This window comes from Niveibacterium microcysteis, from assembly GCF_017161445.1.
Lineage (GTDB): Bacteria > Pseudomonadota > Gammaproteobacteria > Burkholderiales > Rhodocyclaceae > Niveibacterium > Niveibacterium microcysteis.
The window spans coordinates 749262-772380 of the sequence record NZ_CP071060.1 but is presented as its reverse complement, the minus strand read 5'-3'; the positions used below and the strand labels follow the sequence as shown (position 1 = coordinate 772380).

The window sequence follows — 23119 nt, the reverse complement described above, 5'->3', positions numbered from 1 at the left end:
GTCTTTTTGCGGAGCCCCCGATACGATCAAGCATCGCTACGGAGCGCCCGCAATGTCCCCGATCTCAGCCACCCTCCCGATCCAAGCCACCCATCCGACGCAGCCCGGCACGCGGCGCGTCGACATCGCCCAGCGCTTTGACTTCACCGGCTCCGCCGGCAAGGTCATGATGCAAAGCGCGGTCATCCAGCGCGAAATGAACAAGAAGGGCCACAGCAGCGATTACGTTGATTTCGTCAACGAACTCAGCAGCCAGGTCGTTCGGACGCAAATGGCGATGCAGACAATCAAGACCTACGCCAAATCAGCCGAGGCAGCGAATGATTGGCTCGCCCACCAGAACGAGTCGAATGACTTCACTGCCTTCAGGGTACGCACGCCCGAGGCCCCACCGCCGCAGGACGAAACAACTGCCGAAGCGCCAACCGCCGATGCAAGCGGAGATGCCAGCACCGCCGCGGCGCGCATTGCCAGCGCCTACCAGGCAGCCAACTCAAGTGCGCCGACCACACAGCGCTTCGAAGCCTACGCCTGAGCCCTGACAAAGCGCTCGCCGCCCCGACAACGCGGTGGTAAACTGCCCGGTTTTCCTGAATATTCCGGGACTTAGCCCATGACCGCCCGCATTCTCGATGGCAAGGCAATCGCCGAACAGGTCCGCGAAGACATCGCCCTGAAGGCAGCCCAACTCACCGCGCAAGGCGCCCAGCCCTGCCTCGCCGTGATCCTCGTCGGATCGGACCCCGCCTCGGCGGTGTACGTCCGCAACAAGGTCGCCGCCTGCGAGAAAGCCGGTTTCCGTTCGCTGAAGTTCGAATATGCGGCTGACGCGCAGCCCGAAACAGTGCTGGCGAAGATCGCCGAACTCAATGCCGACGCGAGCGTGCACGGCATCCTGGTGCAACTGCCCCTGCCCAAGCAATTCGATGAAGAGGCCGTGCTCGAAGCAATCGACCCGGCCAAGGATGTCGACGGCTTCCATGCCGAGAACTTCGGCATGCTGCTGCAGGGCCGCGAGAGCTTCTACCCCTGCACCCCGTGGGGCGTGATGAAGATGCTGGAAGTCGGCGGCGTTCAGGTGCAGGGCGCCGACGCCGTCGTGATCGGCCGCAGCAACATCGTCGGCAAGCCGATGGCCGTAATGCTGCTCTCCGCCGGCGCCACGGTCACCGTGTGCCATTCCAAGACCAAGGATCTCGCCGGCCATGTGAAGCGCGCCGACATCGTCGTCGCCGCGGTGGGCCGCCCGAACTTCGTCACCGGCGACATGCTCAAGCCCGGCGCGGTGGTGATCGACGTCGGCATCAATCGCCTGCCCTCGGGCAAGCTCTGCGGCGACGTCGACTTCGAATCCGCCAGCCAGGTCGCCTCGCTGATCACGCCGGTGCCCGGCGGCGTCGGCCCGATGACGATCACGATGCTGCTCGGTAACACCCTGCTTGCCGCACAACGCGCGGCCGCCAAGGCCTGAACACCCGCCCCCGCGGACATGCGGATGAGGCGTGACCACGCACGCCCATCCGCGATCTTGCTTCTCTGGACGAAAAAATGAACGAACAACCCGTTGTCGGCATCGTGATGGGCTCCAACTCGGATTGGCCGACGATGCAGGCCGCCGCCCGCATCCTCAAGGAATTCGGCGTGCCTTTCGAAGCGCGCGTCGTCTCCGCCCACCGCACGCCGGACCTGATGTTCGAATATGCCGAAGCGGCGCGCGACCGCGGCCTGCAGGTGATCATCGCGGGCGCTGGCGGTGCAGCCCATCTGCCCGGCATGCTGGCCGCCAAGACCACGGTGCCGGTGCTCGGCGTGCCGGTGCAAAGCAAGGCGCTCTCGGGCGTCGATTCCCTGCACTCGATCGTGCAGATGCCCAAGGGCATCCCGGTCGCCACCTTCGCGATCGGCGAAGCGGGTGCGGCCAACGCCGGCCTCTTCGCGGTTGCGATGCTGGCCAACGAGAACAGCCGCCTGCGCATCATGCTCGACGCATTCCGCGCCAAGCAGACGCAGAGCGTGCTGGACATGAAACTCGACGAAGTCTGAACTTCTCGCCGACGGACTGAGCAGATGAGCGCAATCCTCCCGCCCGCCACCCTGGGCATGCTTGGCGGTGGCCAGCTCGGCCGCTTCTTTGTGCTGGCCGCCCATGAGATGGGCTACAAGGTCTGGGTGCTCGACCCGGACCCCAACAGCCCGGCCGGCGTCGCCGCCGATCGCCACCTGAAAGCAGCTTTCGACGACTACGCCGCGCTGGATCAACTGGCCGCCGGCTGCGCGGCGATCACCACCGAGTTCGAGAACGTGCCGGCCGGCACCCTCGACTACCTCGCCAAGTTCGTGCCGGTGCGCCCCTCGGCGGACGCCGTTGCGATCTGCCAGAACCGCGTTGCCGAGAAGACCTTTCTGGCGAACAACGGCATCCCGCACGCCCCCTTCGCGCCGATCAACACGGAAGCCGATGTGCGCAACGCGCCGTCCGTGCTTTTCCCCGGCATCCTGAAGGTCGCCCGCTTCGGCTACGACGGCAAGGGCCAGGCGCGCGTCGCGAATCACGACGAAGCGCTCGCCGCCTTCCAGGCCTTCAAGGGCGAAGCCTGCGTGCTGGAGCAGATGCTCAAGCTCGACTACGAAGTGTCGGTGGTGCTGGCGCGCGACGAGCATGGCAAGGTGAAATGCTTCCCGACCGCCGAGAACGCGCACGCACGCGGCATCCTCGACGTTTCGATCGCACCGGCGCGCGCCTCCGGCTGCCAGCGCGATACCGCTGAAGAGCTGGCCGAGCGCATCGCCGAGCAGCTCGACTACATCGGCACCATGGCGGTCGAGTTCTTCGTTTCGCGCGGCGAGCTGTATGTAAACGAGATGGCGCCGCGCCCGCACAACAGCGGCCACTACACGATCGACGCCTGCGTCACCGATCAGTTCGAACAGCAGGTGCGCGCGCTGGTCGGCCTGCCGCTGGGTGACGCTCGCGCGCACAGCGCCGCGGTGATGGTGAACCTGCTTGGCGACATCTGGTACGACCCGACCCAGCCCGGCCCGGATTCGCACGGCCACTACCGCGAGCCGGACTGGTCGCAGCTGCTCGCGATCCCGAACCTGAAGCTGCACCTCTACGGCAAGCACCACGCCCGCCCGGGCCGCAAGATGGGCCACTTCACGGTGATCGACGCTGATCCGGCCAAGGCAATCGAGACCGCGATGGCTGCGCGCAAGGCCATCGGCATTCAGGACGAGTAAGCGCCCAGCGCACTGACGCCCGCAGATGATCCAGAACCCGACACCCGAATCGCTCGCCCGCGCCGCGGCCCTGCTACGCGCGGGCGAACTCGTCGCGCTGCCGACCGAGACGGTGTACGGGCTGGGTGCGGATGCCGCCAATCCACAGGCGGCGGCGAAGATCTTTGCCGCCAAGGGGCGCCCAGCCGACCACCCGCTGATCGTGCATCTGGCCGACGCCGAAGCGCTGACCGTTTGGGCGCGCGAGATTCCGAAGGAAGCAATCGCACTCGCCCGCGCCTTCTGGCCCGGCCCGCTGACGCTGATCCTGAAGAAGGAAGCGGATGTGCCGGACGTGGTCACCGGCGGGCAAGACACCGTCGGCCTGCGCGTGCCGGATCACCCCGTCGCGCTCGCGTTGCTGCGCGCCTTCGGCGGCGGTATCGCGGCGCCCTCGGCCAACCGCTTCGGCCGCATCAGCCCGACCACTGCTCAGCATGTGTTCGACGAACTGGGCGAAAGCGTCGCGATGATCCTCGACGGCGGCGCCTGCAACGTCGGTATCGAATCGACGATCCTCGACCTCTCGCGTCTGAACGAAGCCGGGCCGGTGATCCTGCGCCCGGGTGCGATCGGCCCGGATGCAGTCGCCGCCGTGATCGGCCGCCGCCCGGCGATGCGCGCGCCGGCCGCGGCGCACACCGAAGATACGCCGCGCGTTTCAGGCTCACTCGCCGCGCACTACGCGCCGCGCACGCCACTCGCCCTCGTCGCAAGCGAAGCCCTGGAATCCGCGCTCGCCAGTGCCGGCCCCGAGGCGGCCGTGATCGCGCGCCGAACCGCGAGCACGCTGGCGCACCGCGTTTGGATCCAGGCGCCGGCGAGCGCCGCCGGCTTCGCGCACGACCTCTACGCCAACCTGCGCGCGCTCGACGCGCTCGGCGCCAGCCAGATCCTCGTCGAAGCGCCGCCCGCGGAAGCCGGCTGGGAAGCGGTGCTCGACCGGCTGGGCCGCGCCGCGGTCGGCTCTGGCGAAGACGACGAAACCTGAGCCCCCGCCGTGCGCGTGTTCCGTCTGCCGTGCTGGCTGCTGATCGGGCTCGCCGCACGCGCCAGCGCCGGTGAAACCCGTGAATCCCCTGCGGCGCCCGATAGCGAACCGGCCAGGATCGTCGTAACCGGCACGCGCGACGCCCAAGCCGCTCGGCGCGATGCCGCCACAGCCAAGGTCATCATTGGTCGCGAGGAAATCGAGAAGTATGGCGAGGCGACGGTCGGTGATCTGCTGCGGCGCTTGCCGGGTGTAACCGTCAGTGGCGCACCGGGTTCGCCGGGCGAAGTGAAGATGCGCGGGCTGAGCGGCGCCTACACGCAAATTCTGGTTGATGGCGAACGGATCGGCGGGCACGGGCGTAACCGCGCCGGCCCGATCGACCTGATTCCGGCCGAGATGATCGAACGCATCGAGATTGTGCGCGGCGGCGTCGCCGAATTCAGCGCACAGGCGGTGGCCGGCACCATCAACATCGTGCTGCGCGATGATGCAGGGCGCGCGCAGACACGGCTGCGCCCGGGCCTGTCGGAAGTCGACGGCCATGTGTCGCCGCAGATCGGGCTACAGAACACCGGCCGCAGCGGCGGCTTGTCGTGGCTGTTTTCGGCCAACGCCAACCAGCGCGACCAGATTGCCGACCAGATGCGGCATAGCCTGGATTACGACGACAGCGGAGCGCTGGAGACCGAGGCGCTGACGCACCGCGAGGTGACACAGCGCACCCGCGACGCCAGCCTCGCCCCGCGCCTTACTTGGCGGCTCGACCGCGCGAACCAACTGAGCCTGCAACTCTTCGCCACCCACACCGAGAGCGAAGCGCACGGCGATGAACACACGCAAGCCCTGTTCGGCACACCCAAGGCGGCCACTGCCCATGAAGACAGCAGCCGCGAGCGGGATCTGTGGCGACTCGGCGGCGGCTGGCGCCTGCGTTGGAACGACGGCGACACACTGAACCTGCGCCTCGGCCTGAACGGCAACCGCGAACGCAGCAGCACACTGCGCAACGAGTACGACGCAGCCGGCAGCACCAGCAGCATCAGCGACAATCAAACGACGGTGCGGGAACAGGGCAGCAGCGCGTCGCTGCGTTGGGCTGCAGCCGAGGGCGCAACGCACACGCCGGCAATCGGCGCGGAATGGACCGACAACCGCCGCAGCGAACAGGCAGCCACGCTGGAGACCGGCGCAGCGGCAATCTCGTCCAATGACAATCTCGAACAGCGAGAGCTGAACGCCGCGGCCTACCTGCAGGATGAATGGCGCCCGTTCGAGACGACGACACTCACCGGTGGCCTGCGTCGTGAGGTGCTGCATTCCCACACGCAGGACAGCGCCGGGGCGCCGCTGATCGCGCGCTACGGCATCTGGGCGCCGTCGCTGCAACTGGCGCAAAAGTTCGGTGAAGCCGGGGCTACGGTGTTACGCAGCAGCCTCGCGCGCACCTTCCGCGCGCCGCGCCTGGACGATCTCTCGGGCTTGACGGTGCGCGCACCCGACAACAGCCTGACGCGGCCGGATCGCAGCGGCAACCCCGAATTGCGACCTGAAACCGCATGGGGCTTCGAGCTGGCGCTAGAACGCTACTTCGATGCGCACAGCATGGCCTCGGCCAACCTGTTCACCCGCCGCATCACCGATCTGATCCGCCGCGAGCTGACGCTGGGCGCCGATGGCCGCTGGGTATCACGCCCGGTTAACGAGGGGCAGGCGCAGGTCCGCGGTGCGGAGCTGGAATGGAAGCTGAACCTCACGAGCTGGCTTCCGGCCGGGCCCGTACTGCAGATCAACGGCAACTACACACACACGCAAACACGCGACGACGCCGGCAACAAGCTGGAAGACACGCCCGACCAGATCGCCAACCTCGGTTTTGAATGGCAGCCCGCCGGACCGGGGTGGAAACTCGGCGGCAACGTTAACTGGGCGCACAGCTACACCGTGCGGCTCTCCGACCAGCAGACGCGCAGCGTGGGCGACAAGACGGTGTACGACGCCTACGTAAGTTGGGCGATGACGCGCGACGCCCTGCTGCGCCTGAGTGGCTCCAACCTGGGCGGCTGGGGTAGCAGCAGCCGGACCACCGCGGAAACCGGCGGGCAGCCGGTGGCCGATGAGCGCATCAAGGTCGCCGGCCTGCCTACCTGGCAACTGGCACTCGAACTCAAGTTCTAGGCCCGCTTCCCAGTCGCCAAACCGCGCGCGACCGAGAAGCGGGCCAAGCAGAACTGCCCGACGCGTCAGCCCGCCAGCGAGCCGGCCTGGGCCTCGAAGCTGCCGTCACGGAATTCGCGCAACGTCGCCTCGATCTCTTCGCGGGTGTTCATCACGAAGGGGCCGTACTGCACGATCGGCTCACCAAGCGGCTTACCCGCAACAATGATCAATCGTGCATCGCGGCAAGCCTGCACCACAACGCCCTCCGCATCCGGGGCGTTCGCGAGGATCGCCATGCGCCGCTCGCCCACCCCGTCCTGGTCACCACCCAGCGCCACTTCGCCGCGATAAACATAGACGAAGGCGTTGTGCCCCGCCGGAATGCGTTGCTCGAAGCGGCTACCTGCCGGCAGATGCACGTCCAGATACAGCGGCTCGGTATCCGGCCGCTGCATCGCACCGGCCACGCCATGGCTTTCCCCCGCGATCACGCGCACCGTAGCGCCGCCCGCGTCGACGAACTCAGGGATTGCCGCGCCCGGAATGTCGCGATACCACGGCGCATCCATCTTGTGCGCGCCCGGCAGGTTCAACCAAAGCTGGAAACCTTCCATGCGGCCTTCGTTCTGCTCCGGCATTTCGGAGTGGATCACGCCGCGCGCAGCGCTCATCCACTGCACCCCGCCGTCCTCGACCAGGCCTTCATGGCCGGCGCTATCGCGATGACGCATGCGGCCGGTGAGCATGTAGGTGATGGTCTCGAACCCGCGGTGCGGATGCGGCGGAAAACCGGCGATGTAGTCGGAGGCCGATTCACTGCCGAAGGCGTCCAGCATCAGGAAGGGATCGAGCCGGCGCTGCAGCGGCTGCGTCAGCACACGGGTCAGCTTGACCCCGGCGCCGTCGGAGGTCGGCACGCCGGTGACGAGGCGCTCGACCTTGCGGGAGCGGGTCAGCGTGATGGTTTCGGGCGCGTTCATGATGATTCCTTTCGTTGCGGGGCCGGACCGCCCGAGGGCGGCCGGCCGCCGATAACCCCAAGCGCTCAGACCAGCGCTTCGATTTCGCGTTCAGCTTCGGCGAATGCCTTGACGGCAGCCTCCGCGCCCATCGCCAAACCTTCGGCAAACACCGGGCGCACGTCGGTCATGCCAAGGAAACCCAGCACCGTGCGCAAGTAAGGCAGCAGCGTATCCATCGGCGTATCACGGTAGATGCCACCGCGGGTCAGCGCAAGGTAGACCGTCTTGCCCTTGACCAGCCCCTCGGGGCCGTTGGCGGTGTAACGGAAGGTCACGCCGGCACGGGCAATCGCGTCAATCCAGTGCTTGGCCTGCGCCGGCACACCCAGGTTGTACATCGGCACGCCCAACACCAGCACGTCGGCGGCCTGCAGTTCGGCGATCAGTGCGTCGCTCGCGGCGACGATCTCGTTCTGCGCCGCGGTGCGGGCGTCTGCTGGCGTAAACAGCGCGCCAAGGATCGTTTCGTCGATAGCGGGCAAGGGATTCGCTGCGAGGTCGCGCACCGTTACGTTAGCGCCGGCATGCTTGGCCAGCAGGCTCTCGGTGATGCGGTTGGCGAGGCGGGTCGATTCCGATGCGTTGCGTTTGGCGCTGGTATTGATCTGCAGGATGTTCATGTGAGTCTCCGTTCGGTTGGGCGCCGAGCCGGGAGGGCTGCAAGCGCTGTGGTGTGGAGAGACTTTATTGCGGACCAATCTGCACCAGAAGCCCTTAAAACGCACAACATCGTTCCGCCAATGCAACAATAGCGGCTGCTTTTCTGGATTGGAGCCCCGATGCAACTGGACGCCAACGACCTGCTGCTGTTCGCCCGCGTCGCCGAGAGCGGCAGTTTCAGCCGCGCGGCGGAACGGGTCGGCCTGCCCAAGTCCACCGTATCGCGCCGAATCGCCGCGCTCGAAGCGAACCTGGGCGAACGCGTGCTGACCCGGACCACCCGCCGCCTGACGCTGACCGACTTCGGCCAGGGTCTGCTCGAGCACGCCAACCGCTTGGCGGAGGAAGTGGATGCCGCTGCGGCGCTCGCCGAACACAGGCAGAGCGAACCAAGTGGCCGTCTGCGCGTTTCGATGCCGGCTGATTTCGCGGCAACCGTGCTCGCCGACATGCTGGTGGACTTCGCAGAGCGCTATCCGGCGGTCACCCTTGAACTGGACCTGTCGCCGCGGCGGGTGGACCTGGTCGGCGAGAACTTCGATCTGGCCGTGCGCATGGGCGATTTGCCCGACGACGCGACGCTGGTCGCCCGCCGTCTGGCGGATGTGCGGCCGGGCCTGTTCGCGTCGCCGCGCTATCTGGCGGCGCACGGCACACCGTCCGAGCCGCCGGCGCTGCTGGACCACCGCGCCGTGCTCTTGCTGAGCCGCGACGGCGATCCGGCGATCTGGCGGCTGCGTCGTGGCAACGAGCGCTGGGAAGGCAACCCGCCAGGGCGCCTGATCGCGAACTCGATGGGCCTGATGATTGGCTTTGCCCTGCGCGACGCGGGCATTGCGCTCGTGCCGCAGGACTTCGTCGCCGCGCACGTCGCGCGTGGCGAGCTGTTGCGGGTGCTGCCCGACTGGGCTGCCCCGCCGGTCACCGCTTGGGCGGTCATGCCGAGCCGGCGCTGGGTGCCCGCCAAGACTCGGGCGTTCGTGGACCGCCTGACCGAAACCCTGGCGCGGTGCGACCGCAGGCCCATCCCCTGAGATTGGCAAACGCAAAGAAGAACGCCCCGACGATGCGGGGCGTTTCTTTGCAGCTGGCGGCTCAGGCTTACTTGATCGCCTTGAGCACCATCACTTCCTGCGTGCCCATCTGCAATTCGAGTTTCGCGGCTTCGCCCTTCTTGACCTTCTTCGGTGCCACCTTGAGCTGACCACCGGCCGGGAAGACCGTTTGCCACTTGCTGGCATCGAAGCCGGCGGGCAGATCGAGCTTGCCGTCGCGGTAGGCGTAGTTGAGCAGCACCAGCATCCGGGTGCCTTCGTACTCACGCTCGAACGCAAAGATCTGCTCGTCCTGCGCCGAGATGGGCTTGAAGCTGCCAACCGAGAGGGCCGGTTCATTGTCGCGAAGCCCGATCAGGGCGCGGTACCAGTTGAGCAGCGACGTCGGGTTCGCGTCTTCGGCAGCGACGTTGTTGGTCTTCCAGTTCTGCACCAGCGGGCGGAAGGCCGAGTCGGAGTTGGTGAAGCCACCAAAGGGCTGGTTCGCATCCCAGGCCATCGGGCCACGGATCTTCTGGTCGTCGTGGTAGCTCTCGTCCGACAGGCCAAGGCCGATTTCTTCGCCGTAGTAGATGAAGGGCATGCCCGGCAGCGTCAGCAAGGTGGCCGCGGCCATCTTGTAGCTCTTCACATCGCCGTTGAACTGGCGCCACGGGCGCGCACCGGCAAACCAGTCGTGGTTCGACAGGATCGTGCCCATGCGTGCGACCGGGAAGGTCTGCAGCGTGTAGAGCAGATCGGGCATCACGCGGCCCATCTTCACGCTATGCACGATGTGCTTCTGCAGGCCGAACGCAAACGCGCTGCCGCACGAGTTCTCGCCGGCAAACGGCACCGGGTCGCTCGGTGCTTCACACACCATGTAGCGCTTGCCGTACTGGTCCAGCAGCTGACGGACCTTGTTCATCAGCACATGGTTTTCCGGCTGGTTGTCCCATGCGATCGAGCCGTTTTCGTACAGCACGCCAACCGCATCAAAGCGGAAGCCATCCACGCCGCGGTTGAGCCAGAAGCGCAGGTTGTTCATGTGGAAATCGACCACCTCCTGCTTGCGCAGGTTGAAGTCGGGCATGCCGGCATCGAAGGCAGCGTAGTAGTACCAATCGCCCATCTCGCGCCACGGGTCGCCCGAGAAGGTCGTCCAGCCTTCGGGGTGCGGCTGCGCCCAGACATACCAGTCGCGGTAGGGCGACTTGACCTTCATGGAGGCGTCGAACAGCTTGTGGTCGGCCGAGCTGTGGTTCATCACATAGTCGACGATGATGCCGATGCCGCGCTTGTGCGCCTCGGCGATCAGGTTGTCGAAGTCGGCCAGCGTGCCGTAGTCGGGCTCGATCTCGCGGTAATTCTCGACCGCATAGCCGTGGTCATGGTCGCTGCTGCGGAAGATCGGCATCAGCCAGATGCCGGTGATGCCGACCGACTTGAGGTAGTCCAGCCGACTCGTGAGGCCCTTGAGGTCACCGATGCCGTCGCCGTTGCTGTCCTGGTAGGCGCGCACGAGGATCTCGGTAAACACACCCTTTTTGTACCAGTCGGGAGCGAGGCCGCTATCCACCGGCGCAAACGGCACCGGGCCGACATCGGAGAACCCATCCACCGTAGCGGGTACCGCTACGGCTGCAGGCGCCTTGGCCGCGGGGGCGGCGGGCGTTTCGGCACAAACCGGCCAGGCGGCCAGCCCGGCCAGGGCTAGGCAAGACGCCAGAATCCGTCGCTTCAGCTCACTTCGCATGCTGATCCACCTCTTATAAAAATTGTTTCGGCGCCCATAAGACGCAGTGGAAGATTCTAGGTTGCATTGGCACGCCGGCACCCAACCAATTTTGCTGTTTGCGACAAATTCAAAGTTACCTCCGGCTCGGGCAGAATGGCGGGTCTCGCTTTCACGCCTCGCGCTGATTCCAACTCATGGAACTGGATGTCCTGATCGTCGGCGCCGGCCTCGCCGGCGGTAGCCTCGCCTGCGCCCTGGCCGGCAGCCCGCTGCGCGTCGGCATGCTCGAAGCCCGTCCGCCCCGCCGCGCCGATGGCTGGGATGCACGCGTCTACGCCGTCAGCCCGACGAACGTCGACTTCCTCACGCGCATCCGTGCCTGGCAGCATCTTGACGCAAGCCGCATCAACCGCGTCGAAGCGATGCAGGTGTTCGGCGATCGCGGTGGCGCGCTGAACTTCTCGGCCTACGACGCCGGCCTCGATGCGCTGGCCTGGATTCTGGAAGCTTCGCCGTTGGCCGTTGAGCTGTGGGAAACGCTGCGCCGCCAACCCAATCTGAGCCTGCTGTGCCCCGCGCGCCCCAACGCACTGGACGTCGACGACGACGCGGCAACCGTGACGCTCGACGACGGGCGTCGCATCCGTGCCCGCCTCGTTGTGGCGGCCGATGGCGCCGACTCGTGGGTACGCGGTGCCGCGGGCCTGCCGGTGCACACCACCCCTTACGGCGAACTCGGCGTCGTGGCCAACTTCAAGTGCGAAGGCGCACATCACGACACCGCCTTCCAGTGGTTTCGCGAAGACGGCATCCTCGCGTGGTTGCCACTGCCCGAGAACCGGATCTCGATTGTGTGGTCCACCCCGGAGGCACACGCACGGGAATTGCTGTCGCTGGCGCCCGATGAGTTCTGCACACGGGTGGCTGCGGCAGGCGGGAACCGGCTTGGCAAGCTGGAACTCGTGACCCCGCCTGCGGGCTTTCCGCTTCGGCTGATGCAGGTTCCGCGGGTCGTCGCACCGCGCGTTGCGTTGATTGGCGACGCAGCGCACGCGATCCACCCGCTCTCAGGGCACGGCATCAACCTGGGCTTTCAGGACGCCCGCGTACTGGCCGATCTGCTCAACGGGCTGCCCGCACACCGCGATTGCGGCGAGCTGACAACCCTGCGCCGCTATGCCCGGGCGCGTAACGAGGAAGTGCGGCTGATGCAGGGGGTCACCCACGCCTTGAACCGCCTCTTCCGCCCCCGCAACCCGCTGCTGGCCGCCTTACGCAACGGCGGCATGCAAGTAACCAACCGACTGCCGGTCGTGCGCAGCGCCCTCGTGCGCTACGCGGCTGGCCTGATCTGACCTTCGGAGTTTTTGATGAAGCATCTCGTCGCCGCCACGGCGCTGTTCGCCACCCTCACCGCCCCCGCCTTTGGCGGCGAGGCGGAAATCCGCAAGGCGGTTAACGATTTCATCGGCCAGGAGGCGATCCAGTCCGTCACCCGGACGACCTACGGCGGCCTCTATGAAGTGGTGCTGGAAACCGGCGAGATGGTCTACACCGACGAGCAGGGCAGCTTCTTCATCGACGGCCAGCTGGTTGACCTGAAGCGTCGCACCAACATCACGGCCGAGCGCCAGGCGGTGCTCAACAAGGTAAATATCGGGGACCTGCCGCTCGACCAGGCGGTGAAAACGGTGCGCGGCAATGGCAAGCGCACGCTGGTGACGTTCGAGGATCCCAACTGCGGCTATTGCAAGCGTTTCGTAGCCGAAGCGCAGCAGCTCAAGGACGTGACGATCTACACCTTCCTGTACCCGATCCTTTCGCCAGATTCGGCCGAAAAGTCCAAAGCGATCTGGTGCAGCAAGGATCGCTCGGCAACGTGGCAGGGCTGGATGATCGACGGCAAGCTGGCCAAGGCGGCCGACTGCAGCAACCCGATCGAAAAGAACGTCGCGCTGGGTCGCAAACTGCGCATCAACGGCACGCCGACGATGTTCCTCGCCGATGGTTCGCGCCTTGGCGGCTTCATGCCGCGCGCGAAACTCGAAGAGGCGATTGCGCAAGCCGAGAAGAACAAGCCGGCCAAGGGCAAGTAAGGGCGTGGGGCAAAATGGCCCTGCCCTCAAGATTTCCGTCCCCCGTCCGTAGTCGATCTATGGGCCCCACTTGTGGCCCCGACGAGGATGTTCATGGGCACCACGCCCACGCCTGACATCGCGAAACCAGTGCCATCGGATCTATCCAAGGTCCGATGGTGGCGATCGTCCGGCATCCGCCTGACACTGGCCAGCCTCGCAATCCTGCTGGTGTTCGCGCTCGCGCTAGGCTTCAACTCGAGCCGGCTGATTCGCGCCGCGCTTGACCGCGACCTGCGCCAGCAAACCGCGCAGATGTCGCGCCTGATCAACTTGACGATCGCCCCTTACGCCGGAGAGGGGCGGCTAGAGCTGCTGCAGGACTATCTGCGCGAACTGCTGGCCGAATCCGATAGTGAATCCGGCCTGACCTATCTCGTCGTAATCGGCCCCAAGGGCGAGGCGATCGTCAGTGCCGGACATGTGCCACGCGCCCCCTTGCCCGCAGCAACCGCCGACATCGAGCGCGCGGTTCAAGAAGGCGTGATGCATGTGCGTCAGCCGATCCTGCTCGCCGCGAACGAAGTGGGCACCCTGCAGTACGGCCTCGGGGTTGGTGGCTTCAAGCAACTCGTGAACGGATTGTTGCGCGACGGCCTGCTGATCCTGACCTTGAGCTTCGTACTCGCCGCCGCCTTTTTCGGGCTGACCGGCTTCCGGCTGTCACGCCGGCTCAGCCGCCTTGTGCGCGCAGCGCAGGCGATTGCCGGTGGAGACTACAGCCGCCATGTGAATGAGCGCGGGCGCGACGAGTACGCGCAGCTTGCTGCATCGTTCAATACGATGGCCGGCGCCATTGATGAGCGCATCGATGCACTCGAGCGTTCGCAGCGCGAGGTGCGCGAACTCAACGAGACACTTGAGCAACGCGTCGCCAGCCGCACCCAGGAACTGGCCGAGCGAAATGCCGAACTCTCCGAGACGATCGAAACCCTCAACCACACGCGGCAACGCCTGGTACGTACCGAAAAGCTCGCCGGCCTCGGCAAGGTGGTGGTCGGTGTCGCGCACGAGCTGAACACCCCAATCGGCAACGCCAAGGTGCTGGCCTCGGCGCTGGAAGACCGCACCGGGCAGATGCGCCATGCGCTTGACAGCGGTATCCGTCGATCCGAGCTCAGCGACTACCTTGAAGCCACTGAAGAGAGTGCGCGGCAGCTGGTGGGCAACCTTGAGCGCGCGGCCGCGCTGGTCGTGCGCTTCCGCGATACTGCGGCGGACCGCCGGGAAGGCGAGCGCCGCCGCTTCGATGTCGCCGAGTTGCTGCGCGACTGCGCAGTGTTGGCGCGGATCCGCGCCGAGCGCCAGGACGTTCAGACAGAGGTTCGCGTCGCCGGCCCGATCGAAGTGGATAGCTATCCGGCGCTATGGGAGCGGATGCTGCTCAACTGCCTCGCCAACTGCTATCAGCATGCCTTTGCGGCCCGCGAAGGCGGCAACATCGTGATCACCGCCGACGCCGATGCCGTGCGGATGACGATCCGCATCCGCGACGACGGGGTGGGCATCTCCGGCGAGAACCTGGAGCGGATCTTCGACCCCTTCTTCACCACCGCCCTCGGGCAGGGCGGCAGCGGGCTCGGGCTGCACGCGGTCTACAACATCGTCACCGGCGTGCTGGATGGCGACGTGGCCGTGACGAGTGAGCCCGGTCACGGCACGACGCTGACCATCGAATTACCGCGCACTACGCCGGAGTAAGCGGCGTATCCGGCCTTGCCGATACTGCTATCAGGCTAGGCCAGTGGCAGCCTCTGCTCGATCACGCTCGACAGCGGCAATCAGTTCGTCATCGCGACCGCGGTCTCGTTCCGGTACGCCATGGTGCAGCGCAGGCTGCGAGAGCGCGTGATCGGAGGGCGAGCGTTCATCGACCCGATGAACCATCTCACGATAGAAGAAAGCTGCAGCGCCGAACGGCATGATAGACCGCCTTGAGGGCATATGCCCACGGTAGAAGATGGTGCAAGCCTATGCCTCGCGGTGCATCCAACCTCTGACGGTAATCAACTGGCCCCGCTCCGGTGCATCCGCACACACGCGACCCCGGTTTGGGCCGCCGAACGCCCCAATGTGGGTCAAGCAGGGAAAATGACGAGGGTTCGCAAGGAGGAAAAAAGGGGCGCCTCAGCGCCCCTTCGATTCGCCCGCCGCGTCAGCGGCGCCGCATCTTGACGTGGTAGCAGGCCCAGAGCAGCGCGAGCCAGCACGGGATCGCCAGCACCGACGCACGCAGCGGCGGGATCATGTACATCCCGACCAGGATCGCCACCATGAAGGCGAGGCAGAGGTAGTTGCCGAACGGATGCCAGAGCGCCTTGAAGGCGGGTGTTACGCCCTCGCTCAGTTTGGCTGCGCGGAACTTCAAATGCGCCAGCGAGATCATCGCCCAATTGATGACCAGCGCGGCAACCACCAGCGCCATCAGCATCTCCAGCGCTTTGGCCGGAATCACGTAGTTCACCACCACGCACAGGCCCGTCACCAGCGCCGACAGCCCGATCGCGAGCATCGGCACGCCGCGATCATCCACCTTCATCAGTGCGCGCGGCGCATTGCCCTGATCCGCCAAGCCGTAGAGCATGCGGCTGTTGCAGTATACGCAGCTGTTGTACACAGACAGCGCGGCGGTCAGTACGACGAAGTTGAGGATGTTGGCGGCCACATCGCTGCCCAGCATCGAGAACACCATCACGAACGGGCTGCCGCCATACTCGTCACCCGCCTCGGCGTGTTGGGCCAGGGTCGCGACCAGCGTATCCCAGGGTGTCAGCGACAGGAGTACCGCCAGCGCGCCGATGTAGAAGATCAGGATGCGATAGATCACCTGATTGATCGCCTTCGGGATCGTCTTGCCCGGGTCGCTCGCTTCCGCAGCCGTGATGCCAACGAGTTCCAGCCCGCCGAACGAGAACATGATGATCGGCAGCATGATCGCCAATCCGGACCAGCCGTTCGGGAAGAAGCCACCGCGCTCCCACAGGTTGCGAACCGTGGCATCCGGGCCCGCATGGCCGGAGAGCAGCAGATAGCCGCCCAGCACGATCATGCCGATCACCGCCACCACCTTGATGAGCGCGAACCAGAACTCGGTCTCGCCGTAGGCCTTCACGCTGGCGAGGTTCACCAGGTTGATGATCACGAAGAACGCGGCCGCGGTGGCCCACATCGGAATCCAGGGCCACCAGTACTGCACGTACTTGCCCACTGCCGTCAGCTCGGACATGCCGACCAGGATGTACAGCACCCAGTAGTTCCAGCCCGACATGAAGCCCGGCAGATCGCCCCAGTATTTGTACGCAAAGTGGCTGAAGGAGCCGGCAACGGGCTCCTCAACGATCATCTCGCCAAGCTGGCGCATGATCAGGAAGGCAATGAAGCCGCCGATGGCATAGCCCAGCAGCATCGACGGGCCGGCGGATTTCATGACGCCGGCAGACCCAAGAAAGAGGCCGGTGCCGATCGCGCCGCCGAGCGCGATAAGCTGGATGTGGCGATTCTTCAAGCCACGCTTGAGCTCGCCTTCATGGAGCGGATGGTGATCCATTCGTTTTCTGGTCGTGATGGAGAAAGTGCAACGTTCTCATATCTCACACAACACCGCTTTGGCGTTTGATCCACGCCGTGCTCGCTGCGTAAAACGGCGCCACCGCCATCGCCCCGCGCGGCGCGCTGACATAAAAAAACCCACGGCAAGCCGTGGGTCTCTTTGCCAGCGCCGGAGGCGCAAACGTCCTTCGCGCCTCAGGGCCGCGCGCCATTACCAGAGGGTTTCGCGCTCAGCCGTCGCCGAGATCTTGTGGATCGACAAGTCGGCGCCGTTGAATTCCTCCTCGGCATCAAGGCGAATTCCAACGACCAGCTTGAGCAAGCCATACACCGCCGCCCCACCCACCAGCGCGACAACGATACCGCCCAGCGTGCCGAACACTTGAACCGGCAGGCTGACACCGCCCAGGCCGCCAAACGCCTTGCTGCCGAAGATGCCAGCCGCAACACCGCCCCAAGCGCCGCAGAGGCCATGCAGCGGCCACACGCCCAGCACATCGTCGATCTTCCAGCGGTTTTGCGTCAGCGTGAACATCCACACAAACAGCCCGCCCGCAATTGCACCCACGAACAGGGCACCGATCGGATGCATCAGGTCAGACCCTGCACAGACCGCCACCAGACCGGCAAGCGGACCGTTGTGAACGAAGCCCGGGTCGTTGCGGCCGGCAGCCAATGCTGCAAGCGTGCCGCCAACCATCGCCATCAGCGAGTTCACCGCGACCAGACCGGAGATCTTGTCCATCGTCTGCGCGCTCATGACGTTGAAGCCGAACCATCCGACCACCAGAATCCAGGCGCCGAGGGCGAGGAACGGAATATTCGAAGGCGGGTGCGCGGCAACAGCGCCATCCTTGTTGTAGCGACCGCGGCGAGCGCCGAGCATCAGCACTGCCGCCAGGCCAATCCAGCCACCCACCGCGTGCACCACCACACTGCCGGCGAAGTCATGGAACTGCACGCCAAAGCCCGCTTCGAACCATTTCTGCACGCCGAAGTTGCCGTTCCACATGATCCCTTCGAAGAACGGATAAACGAAGCTGACGATCAGGAACGTCGCGCCCAGCTGAGGCAGGAAGCGCGCACGTTCAGCGATGCCGCCCGACACGATCGCCGGAATCGCCGCAGCGAAAGTCAGCAGGAAGAAGAACTTCACCAGGTCGTAACCGCCGCGCTGGACGAACGTCTCCGCGCCAGTGAAGAAGTGAATGCCGTAGGCGACGCCGTAGCCAATGAAGAAATACGCGATCGTGGATACGGCGAAGTCGGTGAGGATCTTGACCAGGGCGTTGACCTGGTTCTTCTTGCGCACCGTGCCGAGTTCCAGAAACGCGAAGCCGGCGTGCATCGCCAGCACCATGATGGCGCCCAGCAGAACGAATAGAACGTCGCTGGATGTCTTGAGTTGCTCCATGAGGGGCTCCATAACGAGATGGCGCACCAACAAGCAACAACCGCACCAATTTGGCGTTTTCTATAAAATCAACAACTTATGCTGATTTCGCTGACTGGAGCATGCTCGTCACGCATTGACGCGGTGCATGAGCGACAAAACTGCACCGTCGTCGTGCATTACATCGCTCCTGCGCACGAGTCAGGTGCCTGACTTCGCCCCAGGAGGGGTCTGCCCCTTCGGCCATAGCACCCACATTTGGCCACGGCTGCGCATCTTGCCGGCCTGCGCGCCGGCCTCAGCGCCAAACCCCCAGTAGAAATCCGCACGCACGCCGCCTTTGATCGCCCCCCCGGTGTCCTGCGCCACCACCAGTCGTTGCATCGGTTTGTCTGTGCCCGGCGCAGTCGTTGCAAGAAACACCGGCGCGCCAAGCGGCACGCTGCGCGTATCCACCGCAATCGATCGCCCCGCCGTCAGCGGCACACCTTGCGAACCGTTCGGGCCATCGCCGTTCGCCGGCTGTTCGCGGAAGAAAACAAAACTCGGGTTCGCATTGAGCATTTCAGTGAGGCGACCGGGGTTCGTACGCGCCCAGCTGCGGATGCCCTCCATGCCCGCCTGCTCGAGCTTCAACTCCCCCTTGTCGATCAACCAGCGGCCGATCGACTGATACGGATGGCCATTCTGGTCGGCATAGGCAATGCGAACACGGCTGCCATCCGCGAGCTGCACCTGGCCGGAGCCCTGCACCTGCAGGAAGAAGAAATCGATCGGGTCGGCAGCCCACAGCAGAACCTTGTCGCCCAACTTGTCCGGGCGGGCCTCGATTTGCGCTCGCGAGTAGTAGGGCACCACCTTGCGGCCCTCCAGCCGACCGCGCAGCCGCATGTTCTTCAACTCTGGATAGAGCTCGCCCATATCGATGATCAGCAAGTCGTCCGGCACCGCATAGACGGGCGTGTCGTACGACTTGGATCGGGTGCGGCTGCCGCGGATCAGCGGCTCGTAGTAGCCGGTGATCAAACCCTCGTTCGATCCATCCGGGTTCACCACCCGCCACGGCTGCCATTCGCGCTCGGCAAAGGCGCGCACCGCAGCGGCGCTGGGTTTCTCGCCCAACTCGCGGGCCGCCTGGCAACTGGCCTGCCAGGCGGGCGCCTTCATGGCCCGGCATGAGGAAAGCATCGCAACCCAGGCTTGCGACACATCGTCGGCGCCCCAGCCCGGCAGGTCGCTCCAGCTTGCCGGCTGCAGCGGATCGGCCTTGGGCTTCTCGGGCGGCTTCTCCGGCACGGTCGGGCAAACCGGGCAGGCCGGGCATTCGGCGGCGGTAGGCGCAGTCTCCGGCACCGTTGCACACGCGGACAGCAGGGCAAGCAACACGGGAACAGCGGTATGCAAGGCGGGGCGGGTGCGAAGCATCGTTCGGCTAAACTTGTGAGTTCGTGGCGCGGGCCAGTATAACCGTCGCCCCCTTTCTCTCACGCGCGGGGCCATGTGGCATGTGGGTCATATTTCTTGAGGCGGGCGTCGCGCTCGCACTGCTGCTGATCATCGTGTGGGCCACCTGGCCGAAGAAGGACCCCGCGCGCATCGAAAACAAGAACCCCGGAGAGACGCACCGCGATGGCCACCCTTGAACACCTGATCGCGCGCGCCGAGGCGCTGATCGACCGACTCGAATCGGTGCTGCCGCCGAATGCGCCCCCCCCCGACTGGAGTGCGCCGGCGCATCGCTGGCGCAGCCGCAACGGACGCGGCTGGCTTGAGCCGGTGCATCACCCACACCGCATCCGGCTGGCCGATCTGCAGGACATCGAAGACCAGAAGGCGCGTTGTGACGCCAACACCCGCCAGTTCGTGCGCGGTGGCCGCGCCAACAATGTGCTGCTCACGGGTGCGCGTGGCACCGGCAAGAGCTCGCTGGTCAAGGCGATGCTGGCCGAGTACGCAGCGAGCGGCCTGCGCCTGATCGAAGTCGACAAGAGCGATCTGCTGCATCTGCCCGAAATCGTCGATCTCGTGGCGGGACGACGCGAGCGCTTCATCGTCTTCTGCGACGACCTGTCCTTCGAGGACTCCGAGCCCGGCTACAAGGCGCTGAAAAGCGTGCTCGATGGCAGCCTCTCCGCACCGCCGGACAACCTGCTGATCTACGCCACCAGCAACCGCCGTCATCTGATGCCGGAGTACTTCGCCGAGAACCTGCAGACGCACAAGGTGGGCGACGAGCTGCACCCGGGCGAGGCGGTCGAGGAGAAGATCTCCTTGTCGGAACGCTTCGGCCTGTGGATCTCGTTCTACCCGTTCGGCCAGAACGAGTACCTGTCGGTGGTGTACCACTGGCTGCGCGTCTTCGGCGTGGCCGACGCACAGATCGCCAGCGAGGCAACGCGCACCGAAGCGCTGCAGTGGGCGCTGATGCGCGGCTCGCGCAGCGGGCGGGTTGCCTGGCAGTTCGCACGCGATGTGGCGGGCCGCGCCACGCCCGGCACTTCTTCAACCCACCATGCAGCATCCGATGATTGAGACCCTGTTCCCGAATGGCCCCTGGCATTACCTCGCCGGCGGGCTGCTGATCGGTACTGCGATTGGCGCGCTCTATCTGCTCGCGGGCCTCGTCGGCGGGCTGTCGACCTTCTTCAGCGCCAGCCTCTCCTGGGTATCGCGCCTACCCGCGCTGCACCAGGCCAAGCTGCTGGAGAGCCGCAACTGGCGCCTCGCCTACGCGGCCGGCCTGGTCCTCGGCGGCGTGCTGTTCGCTGCGAGCCTCGGGCATTTCGGCGCCAGCACCCGCGTACCGCCCTGGCTCATGCTTGCCGGCGGCCTGTTGATCGGCTTTGGTGCGCGCCTCAGCGATGGCTGCACCGCTGGCCATGGCATCTGCGGACTCGCGTCGCTGCGCTGGCCCTCGCTCGTTGCCGTAGTCACCTTCCTGAGCACCGCAATCGTCGTCGCCCAACTGGCCGCGCACTTCGGGGTGCTGCCATGAGCCGGCTGGTCATCGCACTCCTCTGCGGGGTGGTCTTCGGATTTGGTCTCTCACTCGCGACCATGACGCAGCCTGAGGTGGTGCTCGCCTTCCTGCGCTTTCAGGATCTTGGTTTGCTGCTGGTGCTCGGCGGCGCGGTCATCGTCGCCCTGCTCGCCTATCAGATCGGCCCTCGCCTGCTGGCCCGCCCGCTCGCCGGCGCCTTCTTTGAAAAGCGGCAGACGCCATTCTCGCGCCGCACCGTGATCGGCGCTGCGATCTTCGGCGCTGGGTGGGGCCTCTGCGGCGTGTGTCCCGGCCCGGCGATTGCCGGGCTCGGGCTCGGCAACCTCGATCTGCTGTGGGCACTCGCAGGCATCTTCATCGGCGCCTGGCTGCAGGCGCGTTTCTTCGGGAGTAGCGATGCGCAAACGCGTTGAAGTGGCCGCCGCCGTGATCACGCGGCCTGATGGCAGTTTCCTGCTCGGTCAGCGCGCGCCGGACACCTTCTATGCCGGTTACTGGGAATTCCCGGGCGGCAAGGTCGAACCGGGCGAATCCGCCCACGCCGCCTTGGTGCGTGAACTGGAAGAGGAACTTGGCATCACGGTCAAGCGCGCAAATCCGTGGATCACGCGCGAACACCTGTACGAGCACGCGCATGTGCGGCTGCATTTCTTCGAGGTTGCGGAGTGGTCCGGCACACCGAACGACCATGTGCACTCGGCGCTCGAATGGCAACAAGCCGATGCCCTCAGCGTGTCGCCGATGCTGCCGGCGAATGGACCGATCCTCAAATCGCTGCGCCTGCCGCGCACGATGGGCGTTACCCACGCCGCGGAGATCGGTATCGACGCCCAGCTCGCCGCGCTGGATGCCGCGCTCGCTGCCGGCTTGCGACTGGTGCAGATCCGCGACGTGACCCTCGCGCCGGAAGCGCGCGAACAGCTTGCGCGTGAGAGCGTGGCGCGCTGCCATGCACACGGCGCCCTAGCAGTGGTGAACGGCGACGCCGCCCTGGCTGCGGCAGTTGGCGCCGACGGGCTGCATCTGCGTGCGGCGCAACTCCCCGAGCTTTCCGAGCGGCCGGCTTTCGACTGGGTCGGCGCCTCGTGCCACACGCGCGCCGACCTCGAAGCAGCCGCCCGCCTCGAACTCGACTACGCCCTGCTCGGCCCGGTGCTGCCTACGGCGACACACCCGGGCGCAAGCGGCATTGGTTGGGGCGCCTTCCACATGCTGACGCGCGATCTGCCGATGCCTGTGTTTGCAATCGGCGGTCTGATCGCGACCGATATGGATGCCGCGCGTGGCTACGGTGCTCACGGCATCGCGGCGATCCGCAGCGTCTGGCACCGCAGCGCCCCATGAAGCCGCGCTACACCGACAAGGTGGTGGTGATCACCGGAGCGTCCGACGGCATCGGCGCGGAACTCGCACGCCAGCTCGCGTCGCAGCGGCCCAAACTCGTGCTCGCAGCACGCAACGCCGACAAGCTCGCCACGGTCGGCAAACAGTGCAGCGCGCTCGGCGCGCTGGTGCTATGCGTGCCGACCGACGTGGGGATCGAAGCCGATTGCGCGGCGCTGGCACGCAAGGCCGTCGAGCGCTTCGGCGGCATCGACGTGCTGGTGGCCAACGCGGGCGTATCCGGCCACGCGATGTTCCGCGAGGTCAGCGACTTCGGCTGGTACGAGGACATGATGCGCGTGAACCACTTCGGCACGCTGTGGTGCGTGCGCCATGCGCTGCCGCATATCCTCGCGCGGCATGGGCAGGTCGTTGGCGTGTCGAGCCTCGCCGGGCTCTTCGGCGTGCCGGGGCGCACAGCCTACTGCGCGAGCAAGTTCGCGATGACCGGTTTCCTTGAGGCCCTGCGGATCGAAGTGGCGGCGCAGGGCGTCGGTGTCACGATCGCCTACCCGGGCGTGGTGGCGACCGAGATCCGCTACCGTGGCTACGGCGCCGACGGCAAACCCGCCGGCAAGAGCGGGTTGGACGAGGGCCGCGCGATGCCGGTGGAGACCTGCGCCAACCTGATCCTGCGCGCGATGACACGGCGCAGCCGCGAATGCGTGATGACCGGCCAGGGCAAATTCGGCCGCTGGCTCAGGCTGCTGCTGCCGGATCTGGTCGACGCGCTCGCCCGACGCAAGCTCGCAAAGAGCGTCGCAGCCCGCTAAG

Annotated in this window: 22 protein-coding genes; 16 read left to right on the top strand and 6 right to left on the bottom strand. The window is 65.9% G+C overall.

Annotation, left to right across the window (positions count from 1 at the left end; translation table 11 throughout):
• The first annotated feature begins 52 nt into the window (after positions 1-52).
• From JY500_RS03630 to JY500_RS03605, 6 genes are all read left to right on the top strand, one after another.
• Positions 53-535: a hypothetical protein gene (locus JY500_RS03630; RefSeq protein ID WP_206255086.1), complete on the top strand. Its 483-nt coding sequence runs from the start codon at positions 53-55 to the stop codon at positions 533-535.
• 78 nt (positions 536-613) lie between these two features.
• Positions 614-1471, top strand: coding sequence for a bifunctional methylenetetrahydrofolate dehydrogenase/methenyltetrahydrofolate cyclohydrolase FolD (folD, locus tag JY500_RS03625; RefSeq protein WP_206255085.1), 858 nt, complete (start codon positions 614-616; stop codon positions 1469-1471).
• 77 nt (positions 1472-1548) lie between these two features.
• Positions 1549-2043: a 5-(carboxyamino)imidazole ribonucleotide mutase gene (purE, locus tag JY500_RS03620; protein WP_172203171.1), complete on the top strand. Its 495-nt coding sequence runs from the start codon at positions 1549-1551 to the stop codon at positions 2041-2043.
• 24 nt (positions 2044-2067) lie between these two features.
• Positions 2068-3240, top strand: a complete 1173-nt coding sequence (locus JY500_RS03615; RefSeq protein WP_206255084.1) for a 5-(carboxyamino)imidazole ribonucleotide synthase — start codon at positions 2068-2070, stop codon at positions 3238-3240.
• A gap of 25 nt (positions 3241-3265) precedes the next feature.
• Entirely contained in the window at positions 3266-4270 is a 1005-nt protein-coding gene (locus JY500_RS03610) for an L-threonylcarbamoyladenylate synthase (protein WP_206255083.1), read from the top strand.
• 9 nt (positions 4271-4279) lie between these two features.
• On the top strand, positions 4280-6448 hold the full coding sequence (locus tag JY500_RS03605; protein ID WP_206255082.1) for a TonB-dependent receptor plug domain-containing protein: 2169 nt from the start codon (positions 4280-4282) through the stop codon (positions 6446-6448).
• A 65-nt stretch (positions 6449-6513) separates the two neighbouring features.
• Here JY500_RS03605 and JY500_RS03600 read toward each other — a convergent pair whose 3' ends face one another.
• Positions 6514-7410, bottom strand: coding sequence for a pirin family protein (locus tag JY500_RS03600; protein WP_206255081.1), 897 nt, complete (start codon positions 7408-7410; stop codon positions 6514-6516).
• 65 nt (positions 7411-7475) lie between these two features.
• A complete protein-coding gene (locus JY500_RS03595; protein ID WP_172203176.1) occupies positions 7476-8072 on the bottom strand; it encodes an FMN-dependent NADH-azoreductase in 597 nt (198 codons plus the stop codon).
• Positions 8073-8231: 159 nt separating this feature from the next.
• Between JY500_RS03595 and JY500_RS03590 the strand changes: the two genes are divergently transcribed.
• Positions 8232-9146: a LysR family transcriptional regulator gene (locus JY500_RS03590; protein ID WP_206255080.1), complete on the top strand. Its 915-nt coding sequence runs from the start codon at positions 8232-8234 to the stop codon at positions 9144-9146.
• A gap of 67 nt (positions 9147-9213) precedes the next feature.
• On the opposite strand, the gene JY500_RS03585 is transcribed toward JY500_RS03590, so the two are convergent.
• A complete protein-coding gene (locus tag JY500_RS03585) occupies positions 9214-10902 on the bottom strand; it encodes an alpha-amylase family glycosyl hydrolase (RefSeq protein ID WP_206255079.1) in 1689 nt (562 codons plus the stop codon).
• 176 nt (positions 10903-11078) lie between these two features.
• Here JY500_RS03585 and JY500_RS03580 point away from each other — a divergent pair, with 176 nt between their 5' ends.
• The 3 genes from JY500_RS03580 to JY500_RS03570 all read left to right on the top strand — a co-directional run bounded on the left by JY500_RS03580 (position 11079) and on the right by JY500_RS03570 (position 14720).
• Positions 11079-12239 (top strand): UbiH/UbiF family hydroxylase, encoded by a 1161-nt coding sequence (locus JY500_RS03580; protein ID WP_206255078.1) that lies wholly within the window; start codon positions 11079-11081, stop codon positions 12237-12239.
• 15 nt (positions 12240-12254) lie between these two features.
• On the top strand, positions 12255-12980 hold the full coding sequence (locus tag JY500_RS03575) for a DsbC family protein (RefSeq protein WP_172203180.1): 726 nt from the start codon (positions 12255-12257) through the stop codon (positions 12978-12980).
• 93 nt (positions 12981-13073) lie between these two features.
• Complete coding sequence (locus tag JY500_RS03570) at positions 13074-14720, top strand: sensor histidine kinase (protein ID WP_206255077.1); 1647 nt, start codon at positions 13074-13076, stop codon at positions 14718-14720.
• Positions 14721-15174: 454 nt separating this feature from the next.
• Here JY500_RS03570 and JY500_RS03565 read toward each other — a convergent pair whose 3' ends face one another.
• The 3 genes from JY500_RS03565 to mltA all read right to left on the bottom strand — a co-directional run bounded on the left by JY500_RS03565 (position 15175) and on the right by mltA (position 19386).
• Positions 15175-16566, bottom strand: coding sequence for an amino acid permease (locus JY500_RS03565; protein WP_206255076.1), 1392 nt, complete (start codon positions 16564-16566; stop codon positions 15175-15177).
• A 213-nt stretch (positions 16567-16779) separates the two neighbouring features.
• Positions 16780-17982, bottom strand: a complete 1203-nt coding sequence (locus tag JY500_RS03560; RefSeq protein WP_206255075.1) for an ammonium transporter — start codon at positions 17980-17982, stop codon at positions 16780-16782.
• A gap of 180 nt (positions 17983-18162) precedes the next feature.
• Positions 18163-19386 (bottom strand): murein transglycosylase A, encoded by a 1224-nt coding sequence (mltA, locus tag JY500_RS03555; protein ID WP_206255074.1) that lies wholly within the window; start codon positions 19384-19386, stop codon positions 18163-18165.
• Positions 19387-19466: 80 nt separating this feature from the next.
• On the opposite strand from mltA, the gene JY500_RS03550 reads away from it, so the two are divergent.
• From JY500_RS03550 to JY500_RS03525, 6 genes are read left to right on the top strand one after another with little or no spacing between them, the layout of a single operon-like run.
• Entirely contained in the window at positions 19467-19604 is a 138-nt protein-coding gene (locus JY500_RS03550; RefSeq protein WP_206255073.1) for a hypothetical protein, read from the top strand.
• Entirely contained in the window at positions 19591-20493 is a 903-nt protein-coding gene (locus tag JY500_RS03545) for an ATP-binding protein (protein ID WP_206255072.1), read from the top strand. Before JY500_RS03550 ends, JY500_RS03545 begins: the two co-directional genes overlap by 14 nt.
• Complete coding sequence (locus tag JY500_RS03540) at positions 20486-20956, top strand: YeeE/YedE family protein (protein ID WP_246479777.1); 471 nt, start codon at positions 20486-20488, stop codon at positions 20954-20956. Before JY500_RS03545 ends, JY500_RS03540 begins: the two co-directional genes overlap by 8 nt.
• Positions 20953-21375, top strand: a complete 423-nt coding sequence (locus JY500_RS03535; protein WP_172204955.1) for a DUF6691 family protein — start codon at positions 20953-20955, stop codon at positions 21373-21375. The genes JY500_RS03540 and JY500_RS03535 overlap by 4 nt, the downstream gene beginning before the upstream one ends.
• Positions 21359-22306: a Nudix family hydrolase gene (locus JY500_RS03530; RefSeq protein ID WP_206255070.1), complete on the top strand. Its 948-nt coding sequence runs from the start codon at positions 21359-21361 to the stop codon at positions 22304-22306. The genes JY500_RS03535 and JY500_RS03530 overlap by 17 nt, the downstream gene beginning before the upstream one ends.
• Entirely contained in the window at positions 22303-23118 is an 816-nt protein-coding gene (locus tag JY500_RS03525; RefSeq protein WP_206255069.1) for an SDR family oxidoreductase, read from the top strand. Before JY500_RS03530 ends, JY500_RS03525 begins: the two co-directional genes overlap by 4 nt.
• Position 23119 lies beyond the last annotated feature (1 nt).

What these genes read in the sequence shown, in the direction of transcription:
- JY500_RS03615 (WP_206255084.1), top strand. Translation starts at nt 2,068, where the DNA reads ATGAGCGCAATCCTCCCGCCCGCCACCCTGGGCATGCTTGGCGGTGGC.
- JY500_RS03610 (WP_206255083.1), top strand. Translation starts at nt 3,266, where the DNA reads ATGATCCAGAACCCGACACCCGAATCGCTCGCCCGCGCCGCGGCCCTG.
- mltA (WP_206255074.1), bottom strand. Translation starts at nt 19,386, where the DNA reads ATGCTTCGCACCCGCCCCGCCTTGCATACCGCTGTTCCCGTGTTGCTT.
- JY500_RS03585 (WP_206255079.1), bottom strand. Translation starts at nt 10,902, where the DNA reads ATGCGAAGTGAGCTGAAGCGACGGATTCTGGCGTCTTGCCTAGCCCTG.
- JY500_RS03545 (WP_206255072.1), top strand. Translation starts at nt 19,591, where the DNA reads ATGGCCACCCTTGAACACCTGATCGCGCGCGCCGAGGCGCTGATCGAC.
- JY500_RS03560 (WP_206255075.1), bottom strand. Translation starts at nt 17,982, where the DNA reads ATGGAGCAACTCAAGACATCCAGCGACGTTCTATTCGTTCTGCTGGGC.
- JY500_RS03570 (WP_206255077.1), top strand. Translation starts at nt 13,074, where the DNA reads ATGGGCACCACGCCCACGCCTGACATCGCGAAACCAGTGCCATCGGAT.
- purE (WP_172203171.1), top strand. Translation starts at nt 1,549, where the DNA reads ATGAACGAACAACCCGTTGTCGGCATCGTGATGGGCTCCAACTCGGAT.
- JY500_RS03630 (WP_206255086.1), top strand. Translation starts at nt 53, where the DNA reads ATGTCCCCGATCTCAGCCACCCTCCCGATCCAAGCCACCCATCCGACG.
- JY500_RS03575 (WP_172203180.1), top strand. Translation starts at nt 12,255, where the DNA reads ATGAAGCATCTCGTCGCCGCCACGGCGCTGTTCGCCACCCTCACCGCC.
- JY500_RS03535 (WP_172204955.1), top strand. Translation starts at nt 20,953, where the DNA reads ATGAGCCGGCTGGTCATCGCACTCCTCTGCGGGGTGGTCTTCGGATTT.
- JY500_RS03525 (WP_206255069.1), top strand. Translation starts at nt 22,303, where the DNA reads ATGAAGCCGCGCTACACCGACAAGGTGGTGGTGATCACCGGAGCGTCC.
- folD (WP_206255085.1), top strand. Translation starts at nt 614, where the DNA reads ATGACCGCCCGCATTCTCGATGGCAAGGCAATCGCCGAACAGGTCCGC.
- JY500_RS03580 (WP_206255078.1), top strand. Translation starts at nt 11,079, where the DNA reads ATGGAACTGGATGTCCTGATCGTCGGCGCCGGCCTCGCCGGCGGTAGC.
- JY500_RS03550 (WP_206255073.1), top strand. Translation starts at nt 19,467, where the DNA reads ATGTGGGTCATATTTCTTGAGGCGGGCGTCGCGCTCGCACTGCTGCTG.
- JY500_RS03565 (WP_206255076.1), bottom strand. Translation starts at nt 16,566, where the DNA reads ATGGATCACCATCCGCTCCATGAAGGCGAGCTCAAGCGTGGCTTGAAG.
- JY500_RS03590 (WP_206255080.1), top strand. Translation starts at nt 8,232, where the DNA reads ATGCAACTGGACGCCAACGACCTGCTGCTGTTCGCCCGCGTCGCCGAG.
- JY500_RS03600 (WP_206255081.1), bottom strand. Translation starts at nt 7,410, where the DNA reads ATGAACGCGCCCGAAACCATCACGCTGACCCGCTCCCGCAAGGTCGAG.
- JY500_RS03595 (WP_172203176.1), bottom strand. Translation starts at nt 8,072, where the DNA reads ATGAACATCCTGCAGATCAATACCAGCGCCAAACGCAACGCATCGGAA.
- JY500_RS03530 (WP_206255070.1), top strand. Translation starts at nt 21,359, where the DNA reads ATGCGCAAACGCGTTGAAGTGGCCGCCGCCGTGATCACGCGGCCTGAT.
- JY500_RS03540 (WP_246479777.1), top strand. Translation starts at nt 20,486, where the DNA reads ATGATTGAGACCCTGTTCCCGAATGGCCCCTGGCATTACCTCGCCGGC.